Consider the following 22,234-nt stretch of genomic DNA (forward strand, 5'->3'; position numbering starts at 1 on the left):
TCGGGGAGGGCATGGAGCCTGCGGTGGGTTCGGCTACAATTTCCACACATGAGCCTGCCCCTCTCCTCCGCACCAGCCCCCGCCTGGCTGTGGAAAGGTGACGAGCCGAGCGTCACCTCGGTGTTTCAGCCCATCGTGGACTTGCTGCGTGGCGAGGTCATCGGGCACGAAGTGCTTTCGCGAGGACCCGGCGAGTTCCGCGAGCCGCACGTGCTCTTCACGCAGGCGCGCTTGGAAGGTTACACGTGGGAGCTGGAGCGCGCGTGCTGGACGTCCGCGCTGCGCTGCATCTCCACGCTGCCGGAGGCGCAACGCAGCGCGCCCTTCTTCTTCAACGTCAGCCCGGACGTGCTGAGCGACCCGCGCTTCGGGGATGGCTCCACGGAGGAGCTGCTCGCGCGCTACGGGCTGAACCCGAAGAACCTGGTGCTCGAAATCACGGAGAAGGCGGCGTTCGAGGACAACGCGCTGCTGCAACGGCTGACGCGGCAGTGTTCGGCGCTGGGGTTCGGCATCGCGCTGGATGACTTCGGCGCGGGGCACTCCGGATTGGTGACGCTGGTGAACAGCGCGCCGCAGTTCATCAAGCTGGACCAGGCGCTGGTGCGGGACATCCACCGGCACAGCTACCAGCAGCACCTGGTGAAGTCGCTGGTGTCCTTCGCGGCCAGCGTCAACGCGACGCTGATTGCGGAAGGCGTGGAGACGTGGAACGAGCTGGCCGTGCTGCTCCGCCTGGGCATCCGGCACGCGCAGGGCTACCTGGTGGCCCGCCCCGCTCCCGTCCCCGTGCTTCCCAGCGTCGAGTTCGAGGCGCGGCGCCATGAAGCCATGCGCGCGCTCGACTTCCGCGAGGACGAGGACGACGAGACGGTGGGCAGCATCGTCATCCGCCGCAACTGCGTGGAGCGGCCCGTGACGCCCGAGGAGCTGGAGCGGCTGTTCCAGCAAAAGGCCGACGTGGACCACGTCGCCGTGCTGCATGGCGAACGGCTGGAGGCGCTGGTGTTGCGGCGCGCGACGGCCACAAAGGGCGCGGCGCAGGTGGCTCCGCTCATCGTCGAGGACCGGATGGCGCTCACCACCCTGGCGCGGCTCGCCATGGAGCGCGCGCCCGAAGCGCTCTATGACCCGGTGGTCGTCACGGATGCCCAGAAGCGATTCCTGGGTACCGTCACCATGCAGCAGCTCATTCGCCGCATCACGGAGTTGCTGGAACGGCGCACGCCGGCCTGATGACGGACACGGCTGCGGCGCGATGCGCACGACGCGGCCGTCCGACCTTGTTGCCCCGGTTCACGCGGGCACCGCCGCAGGTACAGCCCGACTGCCCGACAAGGTTCGTGTCGAGGGACTGCTCGGCGTCTTCCAGTTCCACGCCGCCACAACCCGTCAGACGTCCCGCAATCAGCGCCATCTGCAGGAGCCCCCTTGAGCACGAAGCGGTACTTCAAACGAGATGCAGAATCCGAGTACGGAGAAGGCATCTGCTACATGGAAATCACGGGGGACTGGCCGAGCCGGCAGATTGAAATCTACGGAGAAACGTGGCTCTGGGGCGACGAGAAACACCTCGAACACCTTGCGGATCAACCGTTCGAGGTTCTCGACCTGAGTGAGGAGTACGAAATCCCATCGGAGGAATTCGAACGCGCCTGGCAGGAAGCCATGAAACGCACCCCATCGAAATGAGGCAGGGCTCACTCAGCTCCGAAGCCTGGCCTTTTGCAGGGCGTTCCAATGGGCGTCGATGCGCGACGCCAGGTCATGAACGTTCCTCAGGGTTCGATGGCCATACCCGCCACGCCCTCGAAGCGGACAGGACTGCCCTTGCGGATGCCCACCTTCTCCGTCCAGCCGCCGGGCACCTCCAGCACGTACTGGCTGGGTACGCCCACGGAGCGGGACTCCAGTGAGCGAGGCACCGCGCGTGACACGATGCCCGCCACGCGCAGGTCGGACGTAATGAAAATCATGTCCAACGGGATGAGCGTATTGCGCATCCAGAACCCCTGGACTTCTTCGTGGGGGAAGAGAAAAAGCATGCCCTTCCCCTCCGCCAGTTCCTTGCGCCACATCATGCCCCGGGCACGTGTGCCCGCCGTCGCGGCGATCTCCACCTCCACCCGGCGCGCTCCGCCGAAGGCATCCTCCAGCCGCACATGTCCACGCGGAAGCGGCTGCATGACGTAGTCCTCGGCGGTGACGTCGGTGACGCGCGGACGGGGCGCTGCTGCCTTCGGCGTGGCACGAGGCGCGCTGCCCTGCGCCTCCTGCTGACAGCCCGATGCCAGCAACGGCACCGCCACCACCATCCACCGAAGGCCGTGCTTCATGAGTGCGAGTGCAGCGGCTTGTTGAGCAGCTTCTCCGTCAGCTCGCCGCCGAGACTGTCGGACATCAGCCCCTCCACCACCGTCTCGAACTCCACCCGCTGCGCTTCACTGCTGTAGATGAAACGGATGCCCATGCCGGGCTCGTCCGCGTCCGCCTTGGACCAGACGACCTCGCCCAGCAATTCAAACGGGGCCTCCCGGTGTGGCACCGTCAGCTTGAAGAGGAAGCGCGTGCCGATGGGCAGCGGCTTCTTCGTCTTGATGAACGTGCCACCCTTGCTGATGTTCTTCGTGTAGTCCGCGAAGAACGAGTTGAGCTTCTTGTAGTCGACCTTCAGCTCGATGGGCGCGCGCCCGTTCTGGCGGTGCTCTGGACCTGTCTTCTGTTCGGACATGCTGGCCGGGAGTATAGGAGAGGCCATGCGGCAAGTCCTCACCCGCGCCTCTGGCCTGTTGCGTCGCCCTGCCGTCCTGGCCACCGTCCTCCTGCTCGCGGGCGGGGGCTCGGCGCTCGTCCTGCTCCCCCTCTTTGGCGTCCCCGGCTTCGAGCTGAGCCTGGCTCTCTCCATCGCCGTCGGCCTGCTCGGAGGGGGGATGGGCATCGCCGCGGCCGCCCAGGAGCGTCGCATCCTGCTGGGCACCTCCCCGACCCCACCGGGCGCCCTCCGGCCGCAGACGCCCAGCGGCGCGGTGGGCCGGGCCCTGGGCACTGCCCTGCTCCTCAACGTCGGCGTCCTGGTGCCCCCCTTCCTGGTGGCCACCCTGTTCGCCTGGCTGCGTACCGCGTGTGACCCGTTCGCACTGGTGGGCTTCTATCCGATGCTCACCCTCCCCTCGGCCGCGCTGGCCGCCTCCGCGGGCGTGCTGTGCGGCTTCACCGCCGAGCGCCCCCGCAGGGCCGCGGGGCTGTACGCCCTCCTCATCCTCCTCTCCGCCGTGCCCACCGCGTGGCCCATCGTCGCCGGGCCCCAGGTGTTCGCCTTCAACCACTTCCTGGGACACATGCCCGGGCCCCTCTACGACGAGGCGCTGGGTGTCTCCGCCGCGCTCGGCTGGTTCCGCTTGGAGACGCTGCTGTGGGTCACCGTGCTCGCGGGGCTCACCTGCGCCCTGCTGGACCTGGGCACCGGGCGCCTTCGCCGCGCCGGCCTGCGCCGCGCCACCCTGGCCGCCCTGGTGCTGCCCCTGGCCGCCATCGCCTTCATGGAGGCGCGCGGCCCCGCCATGGGCCTGCGGATGACGGATGCGTGGCTCACTCAGGAGCTCGGCGGCCTGCGGGAGACGGAGCACTTCGTCTTCCACTACTGGCAAGGCAAGCCGCACGAGGACGTGGACCGCTTCGCGAGGGACTTGGAGTTCCGCTGGGCCCAGACGCGGCACTTCCTGGGCGTGGCCCCCACCGAGCCCATCCACGTCTGGCTCTACCGCGACGAGCACGAGAAGCAGCGCCTGGTGGGCGCCGGCCGCACCCAGTTCGCCAAGCCCTGGCGCCACGAGTTGCACATCCAGGACCGGCCCTTCCCCCACTCCGTGCTCCACCATGAGCTGGCGCACGTCATGGCGGCCCCCGCGGGCAGCGGTCCCTTCCGCGTCACCACCCGGCTGGGCATCTGGCCGCTCATGGGCGTCATCGAGGGGTTCGCCGTCGCCGCGGACGGCCCAGTGCAGGGCGACCTCACGCTGCACCAGTGGGCGGCGGGCATGCGCAGGCAGAAGCTGGCGCCGGACATGCGCAAGCTGATGGGGCCGAAGGGCTTCTACCAGTCGGCACCCGCGCGCGCGTACACGGTGGCGGGCTCGTTCCTGCGCTACCTGGCGGACACCTATGGCGCGGACCGGCTGCGGGCCGTGTATGCCCATGCGGACTTCGACGCCGCCTACGGCCGTCCCCTGGGAGAGCTCGTCACCGAGTGGGAGCAGTACGTGGACGCGCTCCCCCTGGACGAAGCCTCCGTGGCGAGGGCCTTCGCGCGCTTCCGCACCGGCAGCCTCTTCACCCGCGCCTGCGCTCGCGAGGTGGCGCGACTGTCGGATTCCGCCCGGCAGGCGCTGGCGAGTGACCCCGAGGACGCGCTGAAGCGCTACCGCCGCGCCGGCGAGCTCCAGCCCGAAGAGCCGGGCTTCCGCATCGGTGAGGCCGTCGCCCTGTCCCAACTGGAGCGCTACGCGGACGCGGACGCCGTGCTCGCCGAGGTGGGCGAGCGCATGAAGGGCCAGGCCGTGCTGGAGGCGGAGGTGGCCATGGCGCGGGCGGACGTCGCGCTGCGCCGCGACCAGCCCGGCGAGGCCCGCCGCTTCCTCGACACCGTGCTGTCGAAGGACGCCGGGCCGGAGCTGACGCGCACCGCCCAGGTGAAGCTCGCCGCCATGGAGGACGCCGTGCGCCAGGCCCCCATCGACGCGTACTTCCGGGCCGGCCAGGACGAGGTGCGGCTGCTGATCCTCGCACGCGCCCTGGCCGCGGTGCCCACAGACCCGTTCCTCAACTACCTCATGGGGCGCCGGTTGCAGCAGGTGGGCTCGCCCGTGCTGGCCACGGGCTACCTGCAACAAGCCCTGGCGGCGGAAGGCCTGCCGGAGGCGCTCCGCCGCGAAGCCCTGCGCATGCGGGTGGAGTCCGCCTACCTGTCAGGAGACTGCGGCGCGGTGCGGCACGAGGTCGGTGCACTACCGGACTTTGGCGCCGCCTTCCGGGCCTCCGCCGACGAGTGGCGGGAGCGCTGCGACTTCGAGGAGAAGACCTTCCGCGGACTGCTGGTGCCACGACAGGCTTTCCGCTAGCCACGCTTTTCGGCTAGGCAGGCAGCCAGACAGCGGTGACGTGCCAGCCTGGCAAGGAGGACGTGGATGCGTTTCGAGTCGCGGCATCGGATTCAGGGGACGGTGGATGAGGTGGAGCGCGCGCTCCTCGACGAGCGGTACTTCGAGTTCCTCCTCAAGCACCATGGCGTGCTGCTGGAGTTGCAGCCCCTGGAGGTGAAGCCGGACGGAGACGTCGTGCGCCGCCGCGTGCGCTACCGCCCCAAGCCCGTCATCGAGAAGATTGGCCCCAAGACGGTGCCCCCGGAGTGGTTCGCGTTCATCGAGACGTCCACCTATGACAAGCGCCGCAAGGAGCTGACGTTCGAGAACGTCCCCACCTCGAACAAGATCTCCAAGATGCTGGTGAACACCGGCACCATGCGCTTCCGCGACGTGGGCGGCGGCCAGACGGAGCGGGTGATGGACGGTGAAATCGCCCTCAAGCTGCCCTTCCTCCTCAAGCCGTTGGGGCTCATCGCGGAGAAGGTCATCCAGTCGGAGGGCCTGAAGATCCTCGACAACGAGGTGCCGGTGCTCAACCGGTTCATCGCCGAGGTCATCCGCCCCGGTTAGTCGTCTTCCCGCCTCCGGCGGGGCCTGGGAATGGGTTGACTTCCGTTGGGTTGTCCCAATAAGGCCCCGCCATGCTCAAACGCTTCCTCGCCTTCAGCGTCCTGTCCCTGCTGGTCGCCTGCGCCCCGAAGCGCATCCCCGGCACGGACATCGTCGACAACTCCGACACGCGCGCCATTCTCGCGGTCATGGAGGAGTACCGCACCGCGCTGGAGGCCCGGGACGCCCAGGCCATCCAGAAGCTCGTCTCGCCTTCGTTCCAGGACGACGGCGGCACGCCGAACGACCCCAGCGACGACCTGACGGCGCAGACCCTGGTGCCCTACCTGGAGCGGGTGTTCCCCCGCATCCAGGGCCCTCGCATCGAGCTGAGCATCCGCCGCATCCAGGTGGGTGACGGCGTGGCCGCCGCCATCTACTACTGGAACGCCTCCTGGCGGATGCCGTCGCTCCACTCGCGCCCGATGAAGGAGTCCGAGCTGGAGCAGATGGTGCTGCGCAAGGAAGACGGCACCTGGAAGATCCTCACCGGCATCTGACGCCGTCGGGCCCTCACAGGCCCAACAGCGCGGCGAAGCCCTCGGGCCCCATGGCATTCAATGCCCGGGCCCGGTGGAGGTAGGTGCGGTAGTCCTTGCGCACCAGCTTGTCCGCCGGCAGCGGGGACAGGTGGTAGTCGCGGATGCGGCTCGCCGTGAAGCGCACCGCCCCGTAGAGCGCATGGCCGAAGAGGTTCGTGCGCTCCACGGCGGACAGCGGCCGGACGTCCACGTAGCCACGAATGAATGCCCGGCACAGCTCCGGCAGGTACTGCCCGCCGTCGAAGCACCAGGCATTGAGGGTGATGGCCACGTCCAGGCCGTAGTCCTCCCGGCACGCCATCTCGAAGTCGAAGAAGGCGCCCACGCGGTCCCCCAGCCACTTCACGTTGTCCATGAAGAGGTCCGCGTGGATGACGCCGCGAGGCTCCAGCCCCTGGCGCGCCGTGCGCGCCGTCTCCATGTCGCGTTGCAGCTCACGCGCCACGGCCGCCAGCTCCGCGTCCGGGTGCGCCGCCAGCGCCTCCAGCCAGCCGCTCACCGTCTCCGGTCCGTAGGGGTTCTCCCGCGAGCCGGTGAAGGACTGCGTGTCGCGGTGCAGCTTGCCCAGCTCCGCGCCCAGCCGCTCCAGGTGGTCGGCGGTGAGGGCCGGGTGGCGCAGTTCCTCGCCCGGCAGCCAGCGGAAGACGCTGACGCGGCCGCCCTCCAGCTCCAGGAAGGTCGCGCCGTCACGCGTCGTCACCTGCACGGGCCCGGGGAAGTGGTACGCGGCCAGGTGCGCGAGCAGCGCGGATTCAAAGCGCAAATCGTCCGCGGAGCGCACCGTGGTGTGGCGCACGAAGTAGCGCCCGCTCTGCGTCTCCACGCGGTGGTTGGTGTTGATGGAGCCTTGGGGAATGGGCGTCACCTCACTCACAGCCCCGAGCCCGAATGCCTCCGCGACCCGCTCGAATGCCTCGCGGGGTAGCGCCGTGTGTACCGCCATACCTCTGACCTCCCACGTCCGTGTTCACGCCGCCGCCCCCCGTTGACAGTCGAGGGGACCGTTCCTATCTGAGCGCGGCTTCTATACCCGGCACTACGGCCGGCGCACATCCAACTCCAGCGCGGGGGACAGGTCCATGGGCACCGAAGGGCGCAAGGACTGGCAGCGGCGCGAAAGCCTCACCAGCGCGCTGGTTCAGGTGGGCGTGGTGGCGGTGCTGCTCGCGGGCGCGGTGGTCTTCTTCGTCCACCGAGGCACCGTCCGCAAGCAGACGGAGGAACACCTGCGCGCGGCCCGCACCGCCGCCATGCGTGGCAACCCCGCTGACCTCGCCCGCGCGATGACGGAGCTGGAGGCCCTGTTCCAGCTCGACGCCGAGGCCCGTGACGCCCAGGCCCTGGCCGCCGACATCCAGACGGTGCTGTGGCTGGAGCACCGGCAGCCCGGCGCGGACGCCAAGGCCCGCGAGCACCTCGCCCGCGCCGCGCAGTTGGAGTCACAGTCCGGCGAGCGCTACGGCGCCCACGCCCTGCACCTGCTGGCCGCGGGCAAGTCCGCCGAGGCGGAGCAGTACCTGGCCGGGCTCGAGGCCCGCGGCGCCAACAACGCCCGGCTGACGCTGGCCCGGGCCCTGGCGCTCCAGGCGCGCGGCGACCTTCCCGGCGCGAGGCAGGCCTTCGCTCGCGCGGCGGAGGCGTCCTGGCGCGATCCACGCTTCACCACCGCGTACGGCGAGGCCCTGATGGACGAAGGCCAGTACCCGCAGGCGGTGGAGGCCTTCGCCAAGGCCACCAGCGTCAACCCGGACCACCTGCTGGCCCGCGTGTCCACCGCGCTGGCCCACACCTACCAGGGGCGCAAGACGGAGGAAGCGCAGCAGGTGCTCTCCGGCGTGGAGGCCCGGGGCGCGGAGCTGACGCCCGGACTGAAGGCCCGCGCGGGCGCGCTGAAGGCGGAGCTGGCGCTGGCCCGCGGCGCGCCCGACGAGGCCCTCTCCGCCGCGGATGAAGCGCTGAAGGCCGTCCCCGATGAGCACTACGCCCTCTTCGCCCGGGCCCGGGCCCTGGCGGTGAAGCGTGACGTCCAGGCGCGCGCGGCCTTCGAGGCGGCCGTGGCCCGGCGTCGCAATGCGCCCCTGCTCTACCTGGACGGCGCGCGTGCGCTGCAGACCGCCGGTGACACCGACGGCGCGGTGGCCCTGCTGGACGCGTACGAGGCCACCTTCGGTCCGGTGCAGACCACCACCCCGGACGGCAAGAAGGCCGGCCTCTTGGAGAAGGACAGCCGCTACTGGCTGGCGCGCGGCGGCGTGCTGGAGGCCGCCTCCCGTCAGGACGATGCCCTGGTCGCCTACGACAAGGCCCTGGCGGCGCGCGGCGTGGACCTGGCCCGGGCGCAGTACGCCAAGGGCGCGCTGCTACTGGCGCGCAAGGACTACGAGGGCGCCCGCCCGCTGCTGGCCGCCGTGGCACCCGACAGCGGCGCGGGCACGATGGCGGAGGCCTACACCGCCATGGGGGACCTGCTCTTCGCGCAGGGCGAGCACGCCGCCGGCTGCCAGCACTACTTCTTCGGCCTCGCGCGCGCCCAGGCGCAGGGCACGCCCCGCGAGGCGCTGGCGGAGCGCGTGGAGGACATCCGCAAGCGGCTGGTGTCCGCCGGCCAGGCCAGCATGGCCAAGGCCTGGAAGGCGGAGTCGAGCTCGCTCCTAGAGTAGGTCAGTGGGGCTGATGGACTCCGGGCGGGCGCGCACCACGCGCCACTCGCCGTCCTCTTCCTTCTCGAAGGCGCCTTCGATGAGGTAGGCGTTCAGCACGCTGTCGGCGGCCAGGTGCTCCACCTTCTCCGCCTGGGAGCGGCCGAAGATGAAGCGCGCCTGAAACTCCCCTTCCGAGGGCGACACCTCGCGCACCTCCAGGTTCGTCACGAAGACGCGCACCCACTGGCCCCGCAGCACCTGCGCGGTGAGGATGCCGCGCACGTCCTTCTTCGACCAGCCTCCCTGCCCGTTGGAGCGGAAGCGCTCGGAGACGTGCTCCATCACCCCGCCCACGTCCTTCGCCTCCGCGGCGCGCGTCATCACCACCACCTGACGGCGGATGGATTCCTCCACGGTGAGCTGCTGCCGCGGCCAGAAGTACAGCACCGCGCCGGCCGCCAGCAGCGCCAGCACCCCGCCCACCACCTGAGAGCGCGTCACGTTCACCATGGCCCCTCTCACGCCGCCTCGGGCTCGAGCACCAGTTCGTCCGCGTCGATGATTTCCGCGGGCCGCAGCGCCTCGCCAATCTGCTTCAGCCGGCGGTCCGACAGCTGCTCCAGGTACGTGCGGATGTCCGGAACGGCCGTCACCAGCTCGTGGAAGGCCGCGCGCTCCAGGAAGGCCGCCGCCGTCTTGCGCGCCGCCGCCACCGTGGCCGTCGCGCGCAGGCCCGTCAGCAGGGAGATTTCGCCCGCGACCTCGCCCTCGCGCAGCATGCCCAGCGTCACCACGCCGCCCGCCGGGTCCTCCTTCTGCACCACCAGCTCACCGGCCAGCACCAGGAACAGCCCCGGCGAGTGCTCGCCCTCCACCAGCACCTTCTCCCGGGCCTGGAGCGCCCGGAAGGTGAAGCGCCGCAGCAGCGCGCCCCGCTCCGACTCCGGCATCGTCTGGAACATGGGCGAGGTGGCCATCAGGTTGCGCGCCATGCGCTGCTGCGCGAAGTCCGCCAGCACCTGCGGCACCGCGGGGTGGCTCTTGGCGACCGCGTTGAGGTGCTCGCGGCGAATCTCGAAGACTTCCGTGTCCGACACCGCGGACACCGTCGCCGTGGGCGGAGCGCCCGTCAGCAGCGCGATTTCACCGAAGATGGAGCCGCCGCCGAGGAAGCCCAGCGTGCGCGCCTCGCCCTCCATCTGCCGCGTCACCTCCGCCTTGCCTGCGACCAGGACGTAGAGGGAGTCGGCGGGCTCGCCCTCGCGGCTCACCGCCTCCTCCGGCTTCACGCGGCGCCACGCCATCAGCCGCACCAGGTCCACGAAGGCATCCCGGTCCAGCTCCGCGAACAGCGGCAGCGGCGGACGGCTGTTGGGGTCCGCGGCGCCGCCCGGGTCCGTCGCGGCCAGCACTTCGATGGCGCGGCTGGACAATTCCTCGCCCTGCAGCCCCATCAGGTCCGTCTCCACCTTGCCGTCGTAGAGGGTTTCGGGCGGCAGCGGCGGAGGCACCACCGCGCGGCCCGGCGCGTTGCGCACCGCGCGCGAGTGCACGCGAAACAGCGTCTCCTTCAAGCGCCGCTCGTTGGGCGCCAGGTCCAGCGCCAGCTTGCACGCGGCCATGGCGGACAACAGGTAGTCCCGGCGCAGCAAGCCCTCCGCGCAGGCGTGGTAGGCGGTGACGGCGCGCTCACGCTCGCCCAGCTCCGCCAGGCAGCGCGCGGCCAGCATCCGCGAGCGGTGGTCCGCGGGGACGCGGCGGACCGCCTCGGCGAACACGGCCAGGGCTCGCTCGAACTGGCGCTCCTCGATGAGGTCCATCCCGAGCTCACGCAGCGACGACTCGTTCATCCCTTTTCTCCCCGGCAAATCATGGTCGGCCCGCCGCCACTCACGGCTGGAGCTCGCTCAGATACATCTCCGCCTTGCGCTTGACGTCGGAGCCTTCCGAGGCCGTCTCGATGACGACCTTGAACATCTCCGCCGCAGCCTTTGGATCCCTATCCCGCTGGATGTAGGCCCGGAGGAAGAGCTCCTCCGCCTTCTTCTGCAGGTTCTCCAGTCCTTCACGCGCCCGCCCGTCACCCGGGTTGAGCCGCAGCGCCTCGCGGAAGTGCGAGCCGGCCGCGCCCAGGTCGCCCTTCTTCAGCGCGCTCTGCCCCGCCGCCAGCGATGACGACGCGAGCTGTTCGTCGATGGTGTTCCCCAACGAGCCCCGGAAGCCAATCTGGCGGTACAGCTCCGCCGCGCGCCGCAGGGGCTTCGCCGCCGCCTCCAGCGAGTTGGCGTCCAGCTTTTTCTGCCCATCCTCCAGCGCGCGCCGGAACTGGGGAATCAGACGCTTGAGGGCCAGGGCCCGGTCCTTCACGTCCTTGTCCGCCCGGTATTTGTCCATCACCCGGTCGCACTCCAGGACGGCGCGCTGGTAGTCCCCCCCGTTGAAGCGGCGCTCCACGTCGGTGAAGGCCTCGGCGATGAACTCCTTGCGCTTCTCCTTGGCCACCTCCGCCGCGCGGGCGTTGGCGTTGCGGGTGCGGCGCGACGCATCCTGGGCCTCCTTCGCCAGCTCGGCCTCCAGGTCCGTCAGCTTCACCTCGTAGGCCGGCCGGTTCAGCGGGGGCAGCTGCGCGATGAGCGGGCGAATCGTCTCCGGGTCGCGCGAGGCGAAGGACTCCTCCACCTGCTGGAGCCGCCAGGCGATGTCCTTCTCCTCCAGCTCCGTCGCCAGCTTGCGGCGGATGTCATCCGTCTTCGCCGTGCCCTGCGGCGTCGCCTCCAGCTTCGCGCGCGCCTCGTCGAACTGCTTCTCCTCGATGAGGGTGCGGACGGCATCAAGGGAGGTCATCACCTCCAGCTGCGTGCGCGCGCCCCGGGCCAGGTTGTCCGCGTCGATGCCCGGCACCAGCTTCTCCGCCTCGCCGACGAGGCGAATGGCGTTGGCGAAGTCATCCGCGCGCACGGACTCGCGCGCCTGCTGCATCAACACCTTCGCCTTCTCCACCTTCGGGTCCGGCGGAGGCGGAGGCGGCGGTCCGGACGGAATCAGCATCAGCCCGATGACCAGCACCACCACCAACGCGCCACCACCGCCGATGAGCGCCTTCTGCTTGCCCGTCAGTCCACCGCTGTTCGAACGCGTCGGCGTGCTGCGGATGGGCGGACGGGACCGGGGCACGGCCACCGCGCCCTTGGCGCCGGAGTTCTCCTTGAGTGATTCAGGCAGCTTGTAGTTGGCGTTGGTGGCCTCGTTGAAGCGCGGGTCGTTCGGATCCACCTCGCTGCCACGCGCGGCGGCCTGGTTCTTCCGCTTCTCCTCCGCCTCGCGGGCGGCCGCCTCGCGCTCGCGCTTCTCCGCGGCCTCACGGGCCTCCGCCTGGGCGCGCAGCTCCTTGATCTGCTCCGACTCGTCCACGAAGCGCAGGCGCGTCTTGCCCATGGAGATTTCGTCTCCATGCTTCAGCAGGCACTCGTCCACGCGCTGGTCATTGACCTGGGTGCCACTGACGCTGCCCAGGTCCCGCATCACCACGCCGGCCTGGCCGTACACCAGCTCCAGGTGCCGGCGGGACACGGACTGGTCCTCCAGCACGAAGTCGCAGTCCTTGTTGCGGCCCACCACCATCCGCACGCTCTGGAAGCGCTTCTTGCGGCCCTTGTCCGGGCCGTCCAGCACATGCATCTGCACTGGCGGTCCGGCGCGCGTGGCGTCCGCGTTGTCGTCTTCGTCCTCGTCGCGGGAGCGCCGCTCCTCCTCCACGGACTCGATGGAGGCCACGCGCGTCTCCCCCGTGCGGGAGCGGCCCGGTGACTCCTCGCCATAGAGGTCCGGGTTGGGCGGCCCATCGTCTGGGTAGCCGTCCTCGCCGGATGCGGGGGCGGCGAAGTCCTCGTCCTCGGACGCGGGGCTGCGCCGGGAGGGGGACTTCATGGAGTCTGGGTCCTCACCCGCAGCACCACCGGAACGGCCGGCGCCAGAACGGGAAGAGGGAGGAGGACGAGGAGGCATGGGGTGGGTTCCAGTCTCGAAGCGCCGGACATCTTAGAGCGCCGTCTCCATGGTGGGAATGCGGACAGGCCGCGGATCAGGGAAAGAACAGGGGCCCTTGAGCGTTGCTCCCGGCGGCGCCCCCTCCTATGTAGGCTGTCACATACCCCATCGTCTTCACTGCGGGAGTCCCGAAATATGCCCCGAGCGTCTGCGCCCTCGAAGCGCGCCCCCTCTTTGAAGCTGGCCCCACCGGTGGCCCGGCGGCCCACGCCCGTCGCCCTGCTGCCCCAGCCGCTGATCGAGCGCCTGCTCGCCGTGGCCATGGAGCGTGGGGGCGACTTCGCGGAGGTGTACGTCGAGCGCACGCTCACCACGGCGGTGAGGCTGGAAGAATCCCGCATCAAGAGCGCGCAGACGGGCCTGGTCCAGGGCGTGGGCGTGCGCGTCATCTCCGGCGGCAAGGTGGGCTACGCCTTCTCCGACGACTGGGATGAGTCCGCGCTGCTGCGCGCGGCCTCCACGGCGGCCATGATTGCCCAGGGTGGCGGCGCCGAGCGCAGCTTCCCCGTGCGCCGCGCCGCGGTCCCCAGCCACTATCACGTCAGCCCCCCGCTGATGGACGTGGAGGTGTCGCTGAAGACGGGCCTGCTCATGCGCGCCGACAAGGCCGCCCGCGCCTTCGACGCGCGGGTGAAGCAGGTCAACGGCGGCTACGTGGACCAGACCCGGCGCATCGCCGTGGCCAACACCCACGGGCGCTACACCGAGGACACCCAGGACCTGTGCCGGATTTCGGTGATGGTGGTGGCCCAGGGCAAGGGCGGCGAGCAGCGCACCGGCATGTACGGCGGCGGCGGACGCGTGCCCTTCAGCCACTGGGACACCTTCTCCCCGGAGGACGTAGCCCGGGAAGCGGCGCGTCAGGCGGTGGCCACGCTGGGCGCGGTGGACTGCGTGGCCGGCCCGCAGACGGTGGTGCTGGCGCCGGGCTGGAGCGGCATCCTCCTGCACGAGGCGGTGGGCCACGGCCTGGAGGCGGACTTCATCCGCAAGGGCACCTCGCTGTTCGCTGGGAAGCTGGGTGAGAAGGTGGCGTCCGACCTGGTCACCATCATCGACGACGGCACCGTGTCCAGCGGGCGCGGCTCCATCAACATCGACGACGAGGGCAACCCGGGCGAGCGCAAGGTCCTCATCGAGAACGGCGTCCTCAAGGGCTACCTCTACGACAGCCTCAACGCGCAGCTCATGGGCCAGCGCAGCACCGGCAGCGGGCGCCGCGAGTCCTTCAAGCACCTGCCCCTGCCCCGGATGACGAACACCTTCCTGGCCCCGGGCGACCACGCCCCCGAGGACATCCTCAAGGAGGTGAAGCGCGGCCTGTACTGCGCCACCTTCGGCGGTGGGCAGGTGGACATCACCAACGGCAACTTCGTCTTCGAGGTCAGCGAGGCCTATCAAATCGAAGACGGCAAGCTGGGCCGCCCCGTGAAGAACGCGACGCTCATCGGCGTGGGGCCGGAGGCGCTGAAGAACGTGTCACGCGTGGGCTGCGACCCCATGCCGGACCCCGGCATGGGCATCTGCGGAAAGAATGGCCAGTCCATGCCCGTGGGCGTGGGGCTGCCCACCGTGCGCATCGACAACATCACCGTTGGCGGAACCAAGGTCGCCTGAGAGAGAGCACCAACCATGGACTACCAGCAGCTCGCGAAGAGAATCGTCCAGCGCGCCAGGCGCAAGGGTGCTCGCCAGGCGGAGGCCTTCCTGGAGGTGGGCCGCCAGAGCAGCGTGCGCGTGCACCAGGGGCAGATTGAAGACCTCACCCAGTCCACCAGCAAGGGCGTGGGCGTGCGCGTGGTGCTCAAGGACCGCCTGGGCTTCGCCTATACGTCCGACTTCGAGCCCTCCGCCGTGGACCACATCGTGGACCAGGCACTGAAGCTGGCCGAGTTCTCCGCCCCCAGCAAGCTCAACGGCCTGCCCTCCGGCAAGGACCTGGGCCGCTTCGGGGACACCGGCCTGCTCTTCGACACGAAGGTGGCCGAGCTTCCCGGAGACTGGAAGATCAAGACGGCGCTGGAGGTGGAGAAGGCGGCCCGGGCGGAGGACTCGCGCATCATCGCCTTCAACGGCGTGGGCGCAGGGGACTCCGTGTCCGAGGTGTACATGGCCTCCACCGAGGGCGTGACAGGCGCGTACTCCGGCACCTACGTGTACCTGTACGCCGCGCCGGTGGCCTCCGACGGCAACGGGCTCCAGACGGGTTACTGGATGGACTACCGCCGCTTCCTGGATGACCTGGACGGGCCGGAGTCCATCGGCCGGGAGGCCACGCGCCGCGCGGTGCGGATGCTGGGCGCGAAGCGGGTGAAGACGCAGCAGGTGCCCGTGTTGTTCGACCCGCAGGTGGCCGCGTCCTTCGTGTCGGACGTGGCGGGCGCGGCGGACGGAAACGCCGTGTACCAGAAGGCCAGCCTCCTGGCCCCGCTGCTGGGCAAGCGGCTGGCGGGCGCGCACGTCACGCTGGTGGATGACGGCCTCATGCCCCGCGGACTGGCCACCGCGCCCTTCGACGGCGAGGGCGTGCCCACGCGGCGCACCCCCATCATCGAGCAGGGCGTGCTCAAGTCCTTCCTCTACGACGCGTTCACCGCTCGCAAGGCGAAGGCGCGCACCACCGGCAACGCGTCACGCGGCTACAACGGGCTACCCTCCATCGGAACCAGCAACCTGTACCTGGAGGCGGGCACGAAGTCGCCGGAGGAGCTGCTGCGCGAGGTGGACAGCGGCTTCTATGTCACCGCCCTGCTCGGCCACGGCACCGACCCGGTGACGGGCGAGCTGTCCGCGGGCGCCAACGGCCTGTGGATTGAGAAGGGCGAGCTGACGCACCCCGTGCAGGAGGTGACGGTGGCGGGCAACCTGCTGCAGATGCTCAAGGACCTGGACGGCGTCGGCAGCGACCTCCAGTTCCGCAGCGGCGCGGTGGGCGCGCCCACTGTCCGCTTCCGGCAGCTCACCGTTTCAGGCGAGTAGCCCACCCTTCCACGTCCCCCTACCGTGCGCCGGCGGGGGGACGTGTCAGGGCCTCCTCGTAGAACGCTTCAAGCAGCACGAGGAGGGTGCAGCCCATGGCAGCGAAGTCCGCACGCAAGTCCCCCGCCGCGAAGAAGGCGGCCACGCCGCGCAAGCCCCGCCGCAAGAAGGCGGCGCCGAAGTCCCGGGGCCTGTCCCCCGCGGAGGTGGCCAGCGACTCGGTGGAGTACCCCACGGAGCTGCTGGAGGCGGTGCGCGAGGACGGCGGCGAGGTGCTCGGCGTGTACCGCGACCCGCTGGGCGGCCACCCGGTGCTGTTCTCCGTGCTGCCCATCGACAAGGTGGAGCCCACGCCCTACCAGCGCGACGTGTCCGAGCCCCACGTGAAGCGGCTGGCCAACGCCATGGAGCGGTTGGATCGCTTCCTGGACCCCGTCATCGCCGTGCGCAAGGACGGCCGCTACTGGACGCCCAACGGCAACCACCGCCTCAACGCCAGCCGGCTTCTGGGCGCCAAGTCCATTGTCGCCCTGGTGCTGCCCGAGGAGGACGTGGCCTACCAGATTCTGGCCCTCAACACGGAGAAGGCCCACAACCTCAAGGAGCGCTCGCTGGAGGTCATCCGCATGTACCGCGGACTGGTGGGCGCGGAGCGCAAGGGGCCGGAGACGGCCTTCGCCCACCTCTTCGAGGAGCCCTCCTTCATCACCCTGGGCGCCGCCTACGAGCAGCGCCCCCGCTTCTCTGCGGGCGCCTACCACCCCTTCGTGAAGGTGGTGGAGGACTTCCTCGACACGCCCCTGGAGGACGCCCTGCCCCTGCGCGAGGCCCGGGCCCGGCGGCTGCTGGAGCTGGACGACGCCGTGGTGTCCGTGGTGGACGCCCTCAAGGCGCGGGGCCTCCAGAGCCCGTACCTCAAGAACTTCGTCGTCGCCCGCATCAACTTCCTGCGCTTCCGCAAGGATGGCGGGAAGCCGGACTTCGACGCCACCGTGGACCGGATGCAGGCCAGCGCCCGGAAGTTCAACGTCGACAAGGTGCGGCGCGAGGACATTGGCCGGATGGGCGGCGGGCCGCTGGAGCCGGACGAGGAATCGGCTTGAGGGAACACGATTTGCAGGAGGTTGCGCCCAACATGACATCCCCCACGGTCCTGGTCGTCGACGACGACCGCGCGAACCTCGACTCGGTCATCCGCATCTTCCAGCGTGAGGGCATGGCCACGCTGGCCGCCGCCAACGGCACGGAGGCGCTGGAGCTGCTGCGCCGGCCGGAGGTCGCCGCCATGGTGACCGACCTGATGATGCCCAACATGGACGGCCAGGAGCTGCTGCGCGCCGCGCGCGCCATCCGCCCGGACGTGGAAGTGGTGCTGATGACGGCCTACGGCACGGTGGAGACGGCCGTGGCGGCCATGAAGGACGGCGCCTACGACTTCATCACCAAGCCCCTCAAGCGCCACGCGCTGGTGAAGGCCATCCAGAAGGCGCTGGAGAAGCGAGCGCTGGTGGCGGAGAACCAGTCGCTCAAGGCGAAGCTGGCGGAGATGAACGCGGCGGGTGGGCGCTCCATGGTGGGCCAGTCCCCCGCCTTCCGCGCCATGCTGGACACCATCCGCCAGGCGGCCCCCTCCACCGCCACCGTGCTGCTGCTGGGTGAGTCCGGCACGGGAAAGGAGCTGGCCGCGCGCTCCGTGCACGAGTTCTCCCAGCGGGTCCGCGGGCCCTTCGTCGCCGTCAACTGCGGCGCGCTGCCGGAGAACATCCTGGAGGCGGAGCTCTTCGGCGTGGAGCGCGGCGCCTTCACCGGCGCGGTGGCCCGGCGAGAGGGCCGCTTCGAGCGTGCCCACGGTGGCACCCTCTTCCTGGACGAAGTCGGTGAGATGCCGCTGCCCGCCCAGGTGAAGCTGCTCCGCGCGCTGGCCGAGGGCGAAATCGAGCGGCTGGGTGGCACGCAGACGGTGAAGGTGGACGTGCGCCTCGTCGCCGCCACCAACAAGGACTTGCAGAAGGAAGTGGCCGAAGGCCGCTTCCGCGAGGACCTCTACTACCGGCTCAACGTGGTGGAGATTCGCGTGCCCGCGCTCGCCTCGCGCCGCGAGGACATTCCCCTGCTGGCGGACGCCTTCCTGCGCCGCTTCGCCGCCAAGAACGGCAAGGTGCTGCGCGGCTTCTCGCAGGAGGCGATGGGCGTGCTGGAGAACTACGCCTGGCCCGGCAACGTGCGCGAGCTGGAGCACGCGGTGGAGCGCGCGGTGGTGCTGGCGCGCGGCGAGGTGCTGGAGGCCAGTGACCTGCCTGAATCCGTGCGCAAGGGCCCGCTGGGCTCAGCCGGACAGCTCGTCATTCCCATCGGGACGCCCATGGAGGAAATCGAGCGCCGGGTGATCCACGAGACGCTCCGTCACACCCGCGGAGACAAGACGCTGGCCGCACGGCTGCTGGGCATCGCCGCGCGGACCATCTACCGCAAGCTGGAGCGCGAGCAGTCCACCGGGGATGGCCCCACCGCCGCTCCCCCCGGCCCCGACACCGACGACTGACAGGGCGTCACACGGCCCCCCGCCTGCTTTTGACAATTTGTCTGGCGGGGTTTCGGAAGGCCCGCCACGCGTCAGGGGCGCCTGCTATTCCGGAATAATTCCAAGTGGTTGGCCGTAGGTCCTGTCTTGCCCGCCTGGCCCGCGATGGCACCTGGCTTGCTCAATGAGGGCCCGGCTTTCTCCCGGAAGCGTGATGGAACTCTTCTTTCGAAAATACTTTTGGACGGTGAACCTGGTGTTCATCCTGCTCGTCGGATTGCTGGCGGCGAGCACGGTGAACCTGTTCGTCGAGTCCGCCATCTCCCCGGTTCCCACCGGGGGGTCGTCCGCCCGCGCGCCTTCACAGCCGCGCCGCATCGAGACGGCGATGGCGATGCTCGACCTGGACCGTCTGTCACGGCTGACGGGCATCAAGCTCCCCGAACCCGAGCCCGAGGTTCAGGAGCCCGGCGGCGCTTCGGCGGAGGTGGACCCCAACGCCGCGCCCGTGAAGAGCGGCCTGCGGGTCAAGCTGCTCGGCACGCTGGTGGCGAGCAATCCCGACTGGTCCTTCGCCTCCATCCAGGACATGACGACGCAGCGTTCGCAGACCTACATGGTGGGCAACTCCCTGCAGGGAGCCACCGTGGAGAACATCGAGCGCGAGCGCGTCATCATCATCAACGGTGGCCGCCGCGAGTACATCGACGGCAATCCGGGTGACGGCGCCTTCGTGCCGCCCTCGCCCCCAGTGGCCCAGGCCAACACCGCTCCGCCCAGCGACGGCAGCGGCATCCGCGCCACCAGCGAGAACGAGTACGAAGTCCCTCGCGCGGAAATCGACAAGACGCTCAACAACCTCAACAACGTCGCCATGCAGGCGCGCATCGTGCCCGCGTTCAAGGACGGTCAGGCGGTGGGCTTCAAGCTCTTCTCCATCCGTCCGGACTCCATCTACTCCAAGATTGGCGTCCAGAATGGCGACGTCATCCGTCGCATCAACGGATTCGACCTCAACAGCCCGGAAAAAGCGCTGGAGGTCTATTCGAAGATGAAGGACGCAGCCCGCATCGAGATCGAGATCGAGCGCAACGGTGCGCCGATCCGCAAGTCGTACAACGTCCGTTAATCACCTCCGCAGCGCCCGCTCCTCCATGAAGACGCTCCCGTCCTGGATGCTCTGCCTGTGCCTCGCGCTCGCTGTTCCCGCGCAGGCCCAGCGCCGCTCACCGCCCTCTGGTTCCGCCGGAGAGCGGACGATTTCCCCGCAAGGCACTGGCGCTACCGGCGCTGGTGACGCCAACGCGGGTCCCCGCCGCACGCCGACGTGCGAGGAGGCCCGCCGCAATGCCCGTTACGGCATCTACTTCGACAAGGTGGAGATCGAGAAGCTGGTCCAGACGGTCGCGGACGCCACCTGCCGCACCTTCATCCTGCCGGAGAACGTGCGCGGGAAGATCTCCATCATCGGCCCGGAGAATGGCCGGGTGGAGGTCAACGCGGACGCCTTCTACTCCGCCTTCCTCGCCTCGCTCGACGCCAACGGGCTCGCCGTCTACCAGTACGGCCGGTTCATGAAGATCGTCGACAAGCGCTCGGCGAAGCAGAACCCCATCCCGACCATCGTCGAGGACGGTGAGCCGTACACCACCAACGAGCAGATGGTGACCAAGCTGTTCCGCGTGCAGAACGTGGAAGTGGAGCCGCTGCGCGGCGTGCTCCAGCAGCTGGTGTCCAAGGACGGCGACACGATTCCGTACCCGCCCGACACCATCATCATCAACGACGTGGGCTCCAACATCCACCGCCTGGAGCGCATCATCCACCAGCTGGACACGCGCGCCGCCAGCGACGAGATGCGCATCATCCAGGTGCAGTACGCCTCCGCGCAGGACGTGGCCAACACGGTGCAGCGCCTCTTCGAGGCCAAGGGCGCCCGCCCCGGCCAGCCCGCCGCCGCCGGGCGCAACGTGCCCCCCGCCGCGACGCAGGCCACGCCCCAGGCCGGCCAGGGCCAGGAAGGCTCCACCGGCGGTCCGGTGACGCTGTCGCAGATCATCCCGGACGAGCGCACCAACAAGCTCATCATCGTCGCCAGCCCGGCGGCCTTCGAGCGCATCCAGGACATCGTCGGGCAGATTGACATCCCCACCAGCGGCGGCGGACGCATCAACGTCTACTACCTGGAGAACGCCAACGCGGAGGAGCTGGCCAGCACGCTCCAGTCGCTGGCCCAGGGCACCGGCAACGCGCCCCGCGGCCGCACCCCGGTGCCGGCCCGTCCGCCGGGCGCCCCTGGCGGCCCCACCACGACGCAGGCGGCGGAGCTGTTCAGCGGCGAGGTGAAGATTTCGGCCGACAAGGGCAGCAACTCGCTGGTCATCGTCGCCAGCTCGGCGGACTACAAGAACATCGTCCAGGTCATCCAGCAGCTCGACAAGCCGCGCCGCCAGGTGTTCGTGGAGGCCGTCATCATGGAGGTCAACCTGGACCGCAACGCGCGGCTCGGCATGAACCTCCACAGCGGCTTCAGCCTGAGCACGTCGAGCGGCGATCAGGTGCCCGGCCTCATCGGCACCAACACCTCCGGCCAGGGCCTGCCGCCGTCCCTGTCGCTCACCAGCCTGGCGTCCTACGGCGGCTTCCTCGCCGGCATCCAGGGCCCCGTCATCCCCGCGCTGGAGAAGCTGGGCATCCCGGCCTTTGGCGTGGTGCTGCACGCCATGCAGCAGAGCTCGGATGTGAACGTGCTCTCCACGCCGCACATCCTCACCAGCGACAACGAGGAGGCGGAAATCACGGTGGGCCAGAACGTGCCCTTCCAGTCCGGCTTCAACCCGACCTCGCTGGGCTCGCTCGGGGCCGGCGTGGGCGCCGGCGGCGTCGCGGGAGGACTGGGCGGCGGCCTGCTGGGCGGCCTGGGTGGCCTGGGTTCGCTCTACGCCCCCATCACCCGTCAGAACGTGGAGTTGAAGCTGACGGTGAAGCCGCAGATCAACGAGAGCGACTACATCCGCCTGGTCATCAACCAGCAGACGGAGGAGATCGCCTCCACCGACCCGGTGCTCGGCCCCACCACGTCCCGCCGCAGCGCGAAGACGACGGTCATCGCGCGGGACCAGGAGACGCTGGTGATTGGCGGCATCATGCAGGACCGCACGCTGGAGAGCGTGTCCAAGGTGCCGCTGCTGGGTGACATCCCGCTGCTGGGCCACCTGTTCCGCGACACCACGCGCCGCAAGACGAAGACGAACCTGCTCCTCTTCCTGACGCCCTACATCATCCGGGGGCCAGAGGACTTCCGCGTCATCTTCGAGCGCAAGATGAAGGAGCGGCAGCAGTTCGTGGAGCAGTTCTACGGCCAGGTGCCCGGCTACGACGTGGCGGTGGACTTCAGCCGCAAGCCCGGTCCGCTGTCGCGCATGGGCCAGAAGGTGACGCAGGAGGAGCAGCGCGCGGAGAACGGCGGTCCGGGCCTGTCCGGCGAGCGCGTCATCACCCCGGCCCCTCCCCCGGCCAGCAGCCCGGGAGCCGTGCCCTCCACGCAGCGGCAGGCGCCCGCCTCCCCGGAGGATGAAGGTGGACCGGCGGTGCGGGAAGGCATGCCGCCTCCGGATGGTTCGGAAGAACCAGTGCCCGCGCCCGCCCCGCAGAACTTCGAGCAGCCCCCGCCCGAGGCCATCCAGGTCCCCGAGCCAGGAGACGCCGAACGCCTGCGCATCCAGCACATCGAGCCGGGGCCGAGGGAGTAGA

Annotated in this window: 18 protein-coding genes; 12 read left to right on the forward strand and 6 right to left on the reverse strand. The window is 69.8% G+C overall.

Features of this window, described 5'->3' with window-relative positions:
- The first annotated feature begins 48 nt into the window (after positions 1–48).
- Positions 49–1,236 carry an EAL domain-containing protein gene (locus tag BLU09_RS11815; RefSeq protein ID WP_244171633.1) on the forward strand — a complete coding sequence of 396 codons (1,188 nt, stop codon included), beginning with the start codon at positions 49–51 and terminating at the stop codon, positions 1,234–1,236.
- 195 nt (positions 1,237–1,431) lie between these two features.
- Positions 1,432–1,692, forward strand: coding sequence for a hypothetical protein (locus BLU09_RS11820; RefSeq protein ID WP_090489354.1), 261 nt, complete (start codon positions 1,432–1,434; stop codon positions 1,690–1,692).
- A gap of 86 nt (positions 1,693–1,778) precedes the next feature.
- Here the strand turns inward: BLU09_RS11820 and BLU09_RS11825 are convergent, their stop codons facing one another.
- Together BLU09_RS11825 and plpQ are read right to left on the reverse strand one after the other, a co-directional pair.
- The gene (locus tag BLU09_RS11825; protein ID WP_090489356.1) at positions 1,779–2,315 is read right to left on the reverse strand and encodes a DUF192 domain-containing protein; all 537 of its coding nucleotides are present in this window, start codon (positions 2,313–2,315) and stop codon (positions 1,779–1,781) included.
- A gap of 17 nt (positions 2,316–2,332) precedes the next feature.
- Positions 2,333–2,731 carry a motility regulator PlpA gene (gene plpQ, locus BLU09_RS11830; protein WP_002639025.1) on the reverse strand — a complete coding sequence of 133 codons (399 nt, stop codon included), beginning with the start codon at positions 2,729–2,731 and terminating at the stop codon, positions 2,333–2,335.
- A 25-nt stretch (positions 2,732–2,756) separates the two neighbouring features.
- Between plpQ and BLU09_RS11835 the strand changes: the two genes are divergently transcribed.
- From BLU09_RS11835 to BLU09_RS11845, 3 genes are all read left to right on the forward strand, one after another.
- A complete protein-coding gene (locus tag BLU09_RS11835) occupies positions 2,757–5,117 on the forward strand; it encodes a hypothetical protein (protein ID WP_186817714.1) in 2,361 nt (786 codons plus the stop codon).
- Positions 5,118–5,183: 66 nt separating this feature from the next.
- The gene (locus BLU09_RS11840; RefSeq protein WP_090489359.1) at positions 5,184–5,711 is read left to right on the forward strand and encodes a hypothetical protein; all 528 of its coding nucleotides are present in this window, start codon (positions 5,184–5,186) and stop codon (positions 5,709–5,711) included.
- Positions 5,712–5,782: 71 nt separating this feature from the next.
- Positions 5,783–6,250, forward strand: coding sequence for a nuclear transport factor 2 family protein (locus BLU09_RS11845; RefSeq protein ID WP_090489361.1), 468 nt, complete (start codon positions 5,783–5,785; stop codon positions 6,248–6,250).
- A 13-nt stretch (positions 6,251–6,263) separates the two neighbouring features.
- Here BLU09_RS11845 and BLU09_RS11850 read toward each other — a convergent pair whose 3' ends face one another.
- Positions 6,264–7,235, reverse strand: coding sequence for a homoserine kinase (locus BLU09_RS11850; protein ID WP_090489363.1), 972 nt, complete (start codon positions 7,233–7,235; stop codon positions 6,264–6,266).
- A 136-nt stretch (positions 7,236–7,371) separates the two neighbouring features.
- Between BLU09_RS11850 and BLU09_RS11855 the strand changes: the two genes are divergently transcribed.
- Positions 7,372–8,952: a tetratricopeptide repeat protein gene (locus BLU09_RS11855; RefSeq protein ID WP_090489365.1), complete on the forward strand. Its 1,581-nt coding sequence runs from the start codon at positions 7,372–7,374 to the stop codon at positions 8,950–8,952.
- On the opposite strand, the gene BLU09_RS11860 is transcribed toward BLU09_RS11855, so the two are convergent.
- The 3 genes from BLU09_RS11860 to BLU09_RS11870 are packed head-to-tail and all read right to left on the reverse strand — an operon-like array spanning position 8,944 to position 12,939.
- Complete coding sequence (locus BLU09_RS11860) at positions 8,944–9,444, reverse strand: hypothetical protein (protein ID WP_186817715.1); 501 nt, start codon at positions 9,442–9,444, stop codon at positions 8,944–8,946. The two genes, BLU09_RS11855 and BLU09_RS11860, sit on opposite strands and share 9 nt — an antisense overlap.
- Positions 9,445–9,452: 8 nt before the next feature.
- Positions 9,453–10,784 (reverse strand): cyclic nucleotide-binding domain-containing protein, encoded by a 1,332-nt coding sequence (locus tag BLU09_RS11865; RefSeq protein ID WP_026113978.1) that lies wholly within the window; start codon positions 10,782–10,784, stop codon positions 9,453–9,455.
- Positions 10,785–10,824: 40 nt separating this feature from the next.
- Positions 10,825–12,939: an FHA domain-containing protein gene (locus BLU09_RS11870; RefSeq protein WP_090489368.1), complete on the reverse strand. Its 2,115-nt coding sequence runs from the start codon at positions 12,937–12,939 to the stop codon at positions 10,825–10,827.
- A 177-nt stretch (positions 12,940–13,116) separates the two neighbouring features.
- Here BLU09_RS11870 and BLU09_RS11875 point away from each other — a divergent pair, with 177 nt between their 5' ends.
- The 6 genes from BLU09_RS11875 to gspD all read left to right on the forward strand — a co-directional run bounded on the left by BLU09_RS11875 (position 13,117) and on the right by gspD (position 22,233).
- On the forward strand, positions 13,117–14,598 hold the full coding sequence (locus BLU09_RS11875; RefSeq protein WP_090489370.1) for a TldD/PmbA family protein: 1,482 nt from the start codon (positions 13,117–13,119) through the stop codon (positions 14,596–14,598).
- Between the two features lie 15 nt (positions 14,599–14,613).
- Entirely contained in the window at positions 14,614–15,960 is a 1,347-nt protein-coding gene (locus BLU09_RS11880; protein WP_090489372.1) for a TldD/PmbA family protein, read from the forward strand.
- Between the two features lie 95 nt (positions 15,961–16,055).
- Positions 16,056–17,063: a ParB/RepB/Spo0J family partition protein gene (locus BLU09_RS11885; protein ID WP_090489374.1), complete on the forward strand. Its 1,008-nt coding sequence runs from the start codon at positions 16,056–16,058 to the stop codon at positions 17,061–17,063.
- A 32-nt stretch (positions 17,064–17,095) separates the two neighbouring features.
- Positions 17,096–18,502 (forward strand): sigma-54-dependent transcriptional regulator, encoded by a 1,407-nt coding sequence (locus BLU09_RS11890; protein ID WP_090489930.1) that lies wholly within the window; start codon positions 17,096–17,098, stop codon positions 18,500–18,502.
- Between the two features lie 193 nt (positions 18,503–18,695).
- Positions 18,696–19,610 (forward strand): type II secretion system protein GspC, encoded by a 915-nt coding sequence (gene gspC / locus BLU09_RS11895; protein WP_026113979.1) that lies wholly within the window; start codon positions 18,696–18,698, stop codon positions 19,608–19,610.
- Positions 19,611–19,635: 25 nt separating this feature from the next.
- On the forward strand, positions 19,636–22,233 hold the full coding sequence (gene gspD / locus BLU09_RS11900; protein ID WP_090489376.1) for a type II secretion system secretin GspD: 2,598 nt from the start codon (positions 19,636–19,638) through the stop codon (positions 22,231–22,233).
- The last annotated feature ends 1 nt before the right edge of the window (position 22,234 follow it).

It is taken from the genome of Myxococcus virescens (assembly GCF_900101905.1).
Taxonomy (GTDB): Bacteria; Myxococcota; Myxococcia; order Myxococcales; family Myxococcaceae; genus Myxococcus; species Myxococcus virescens.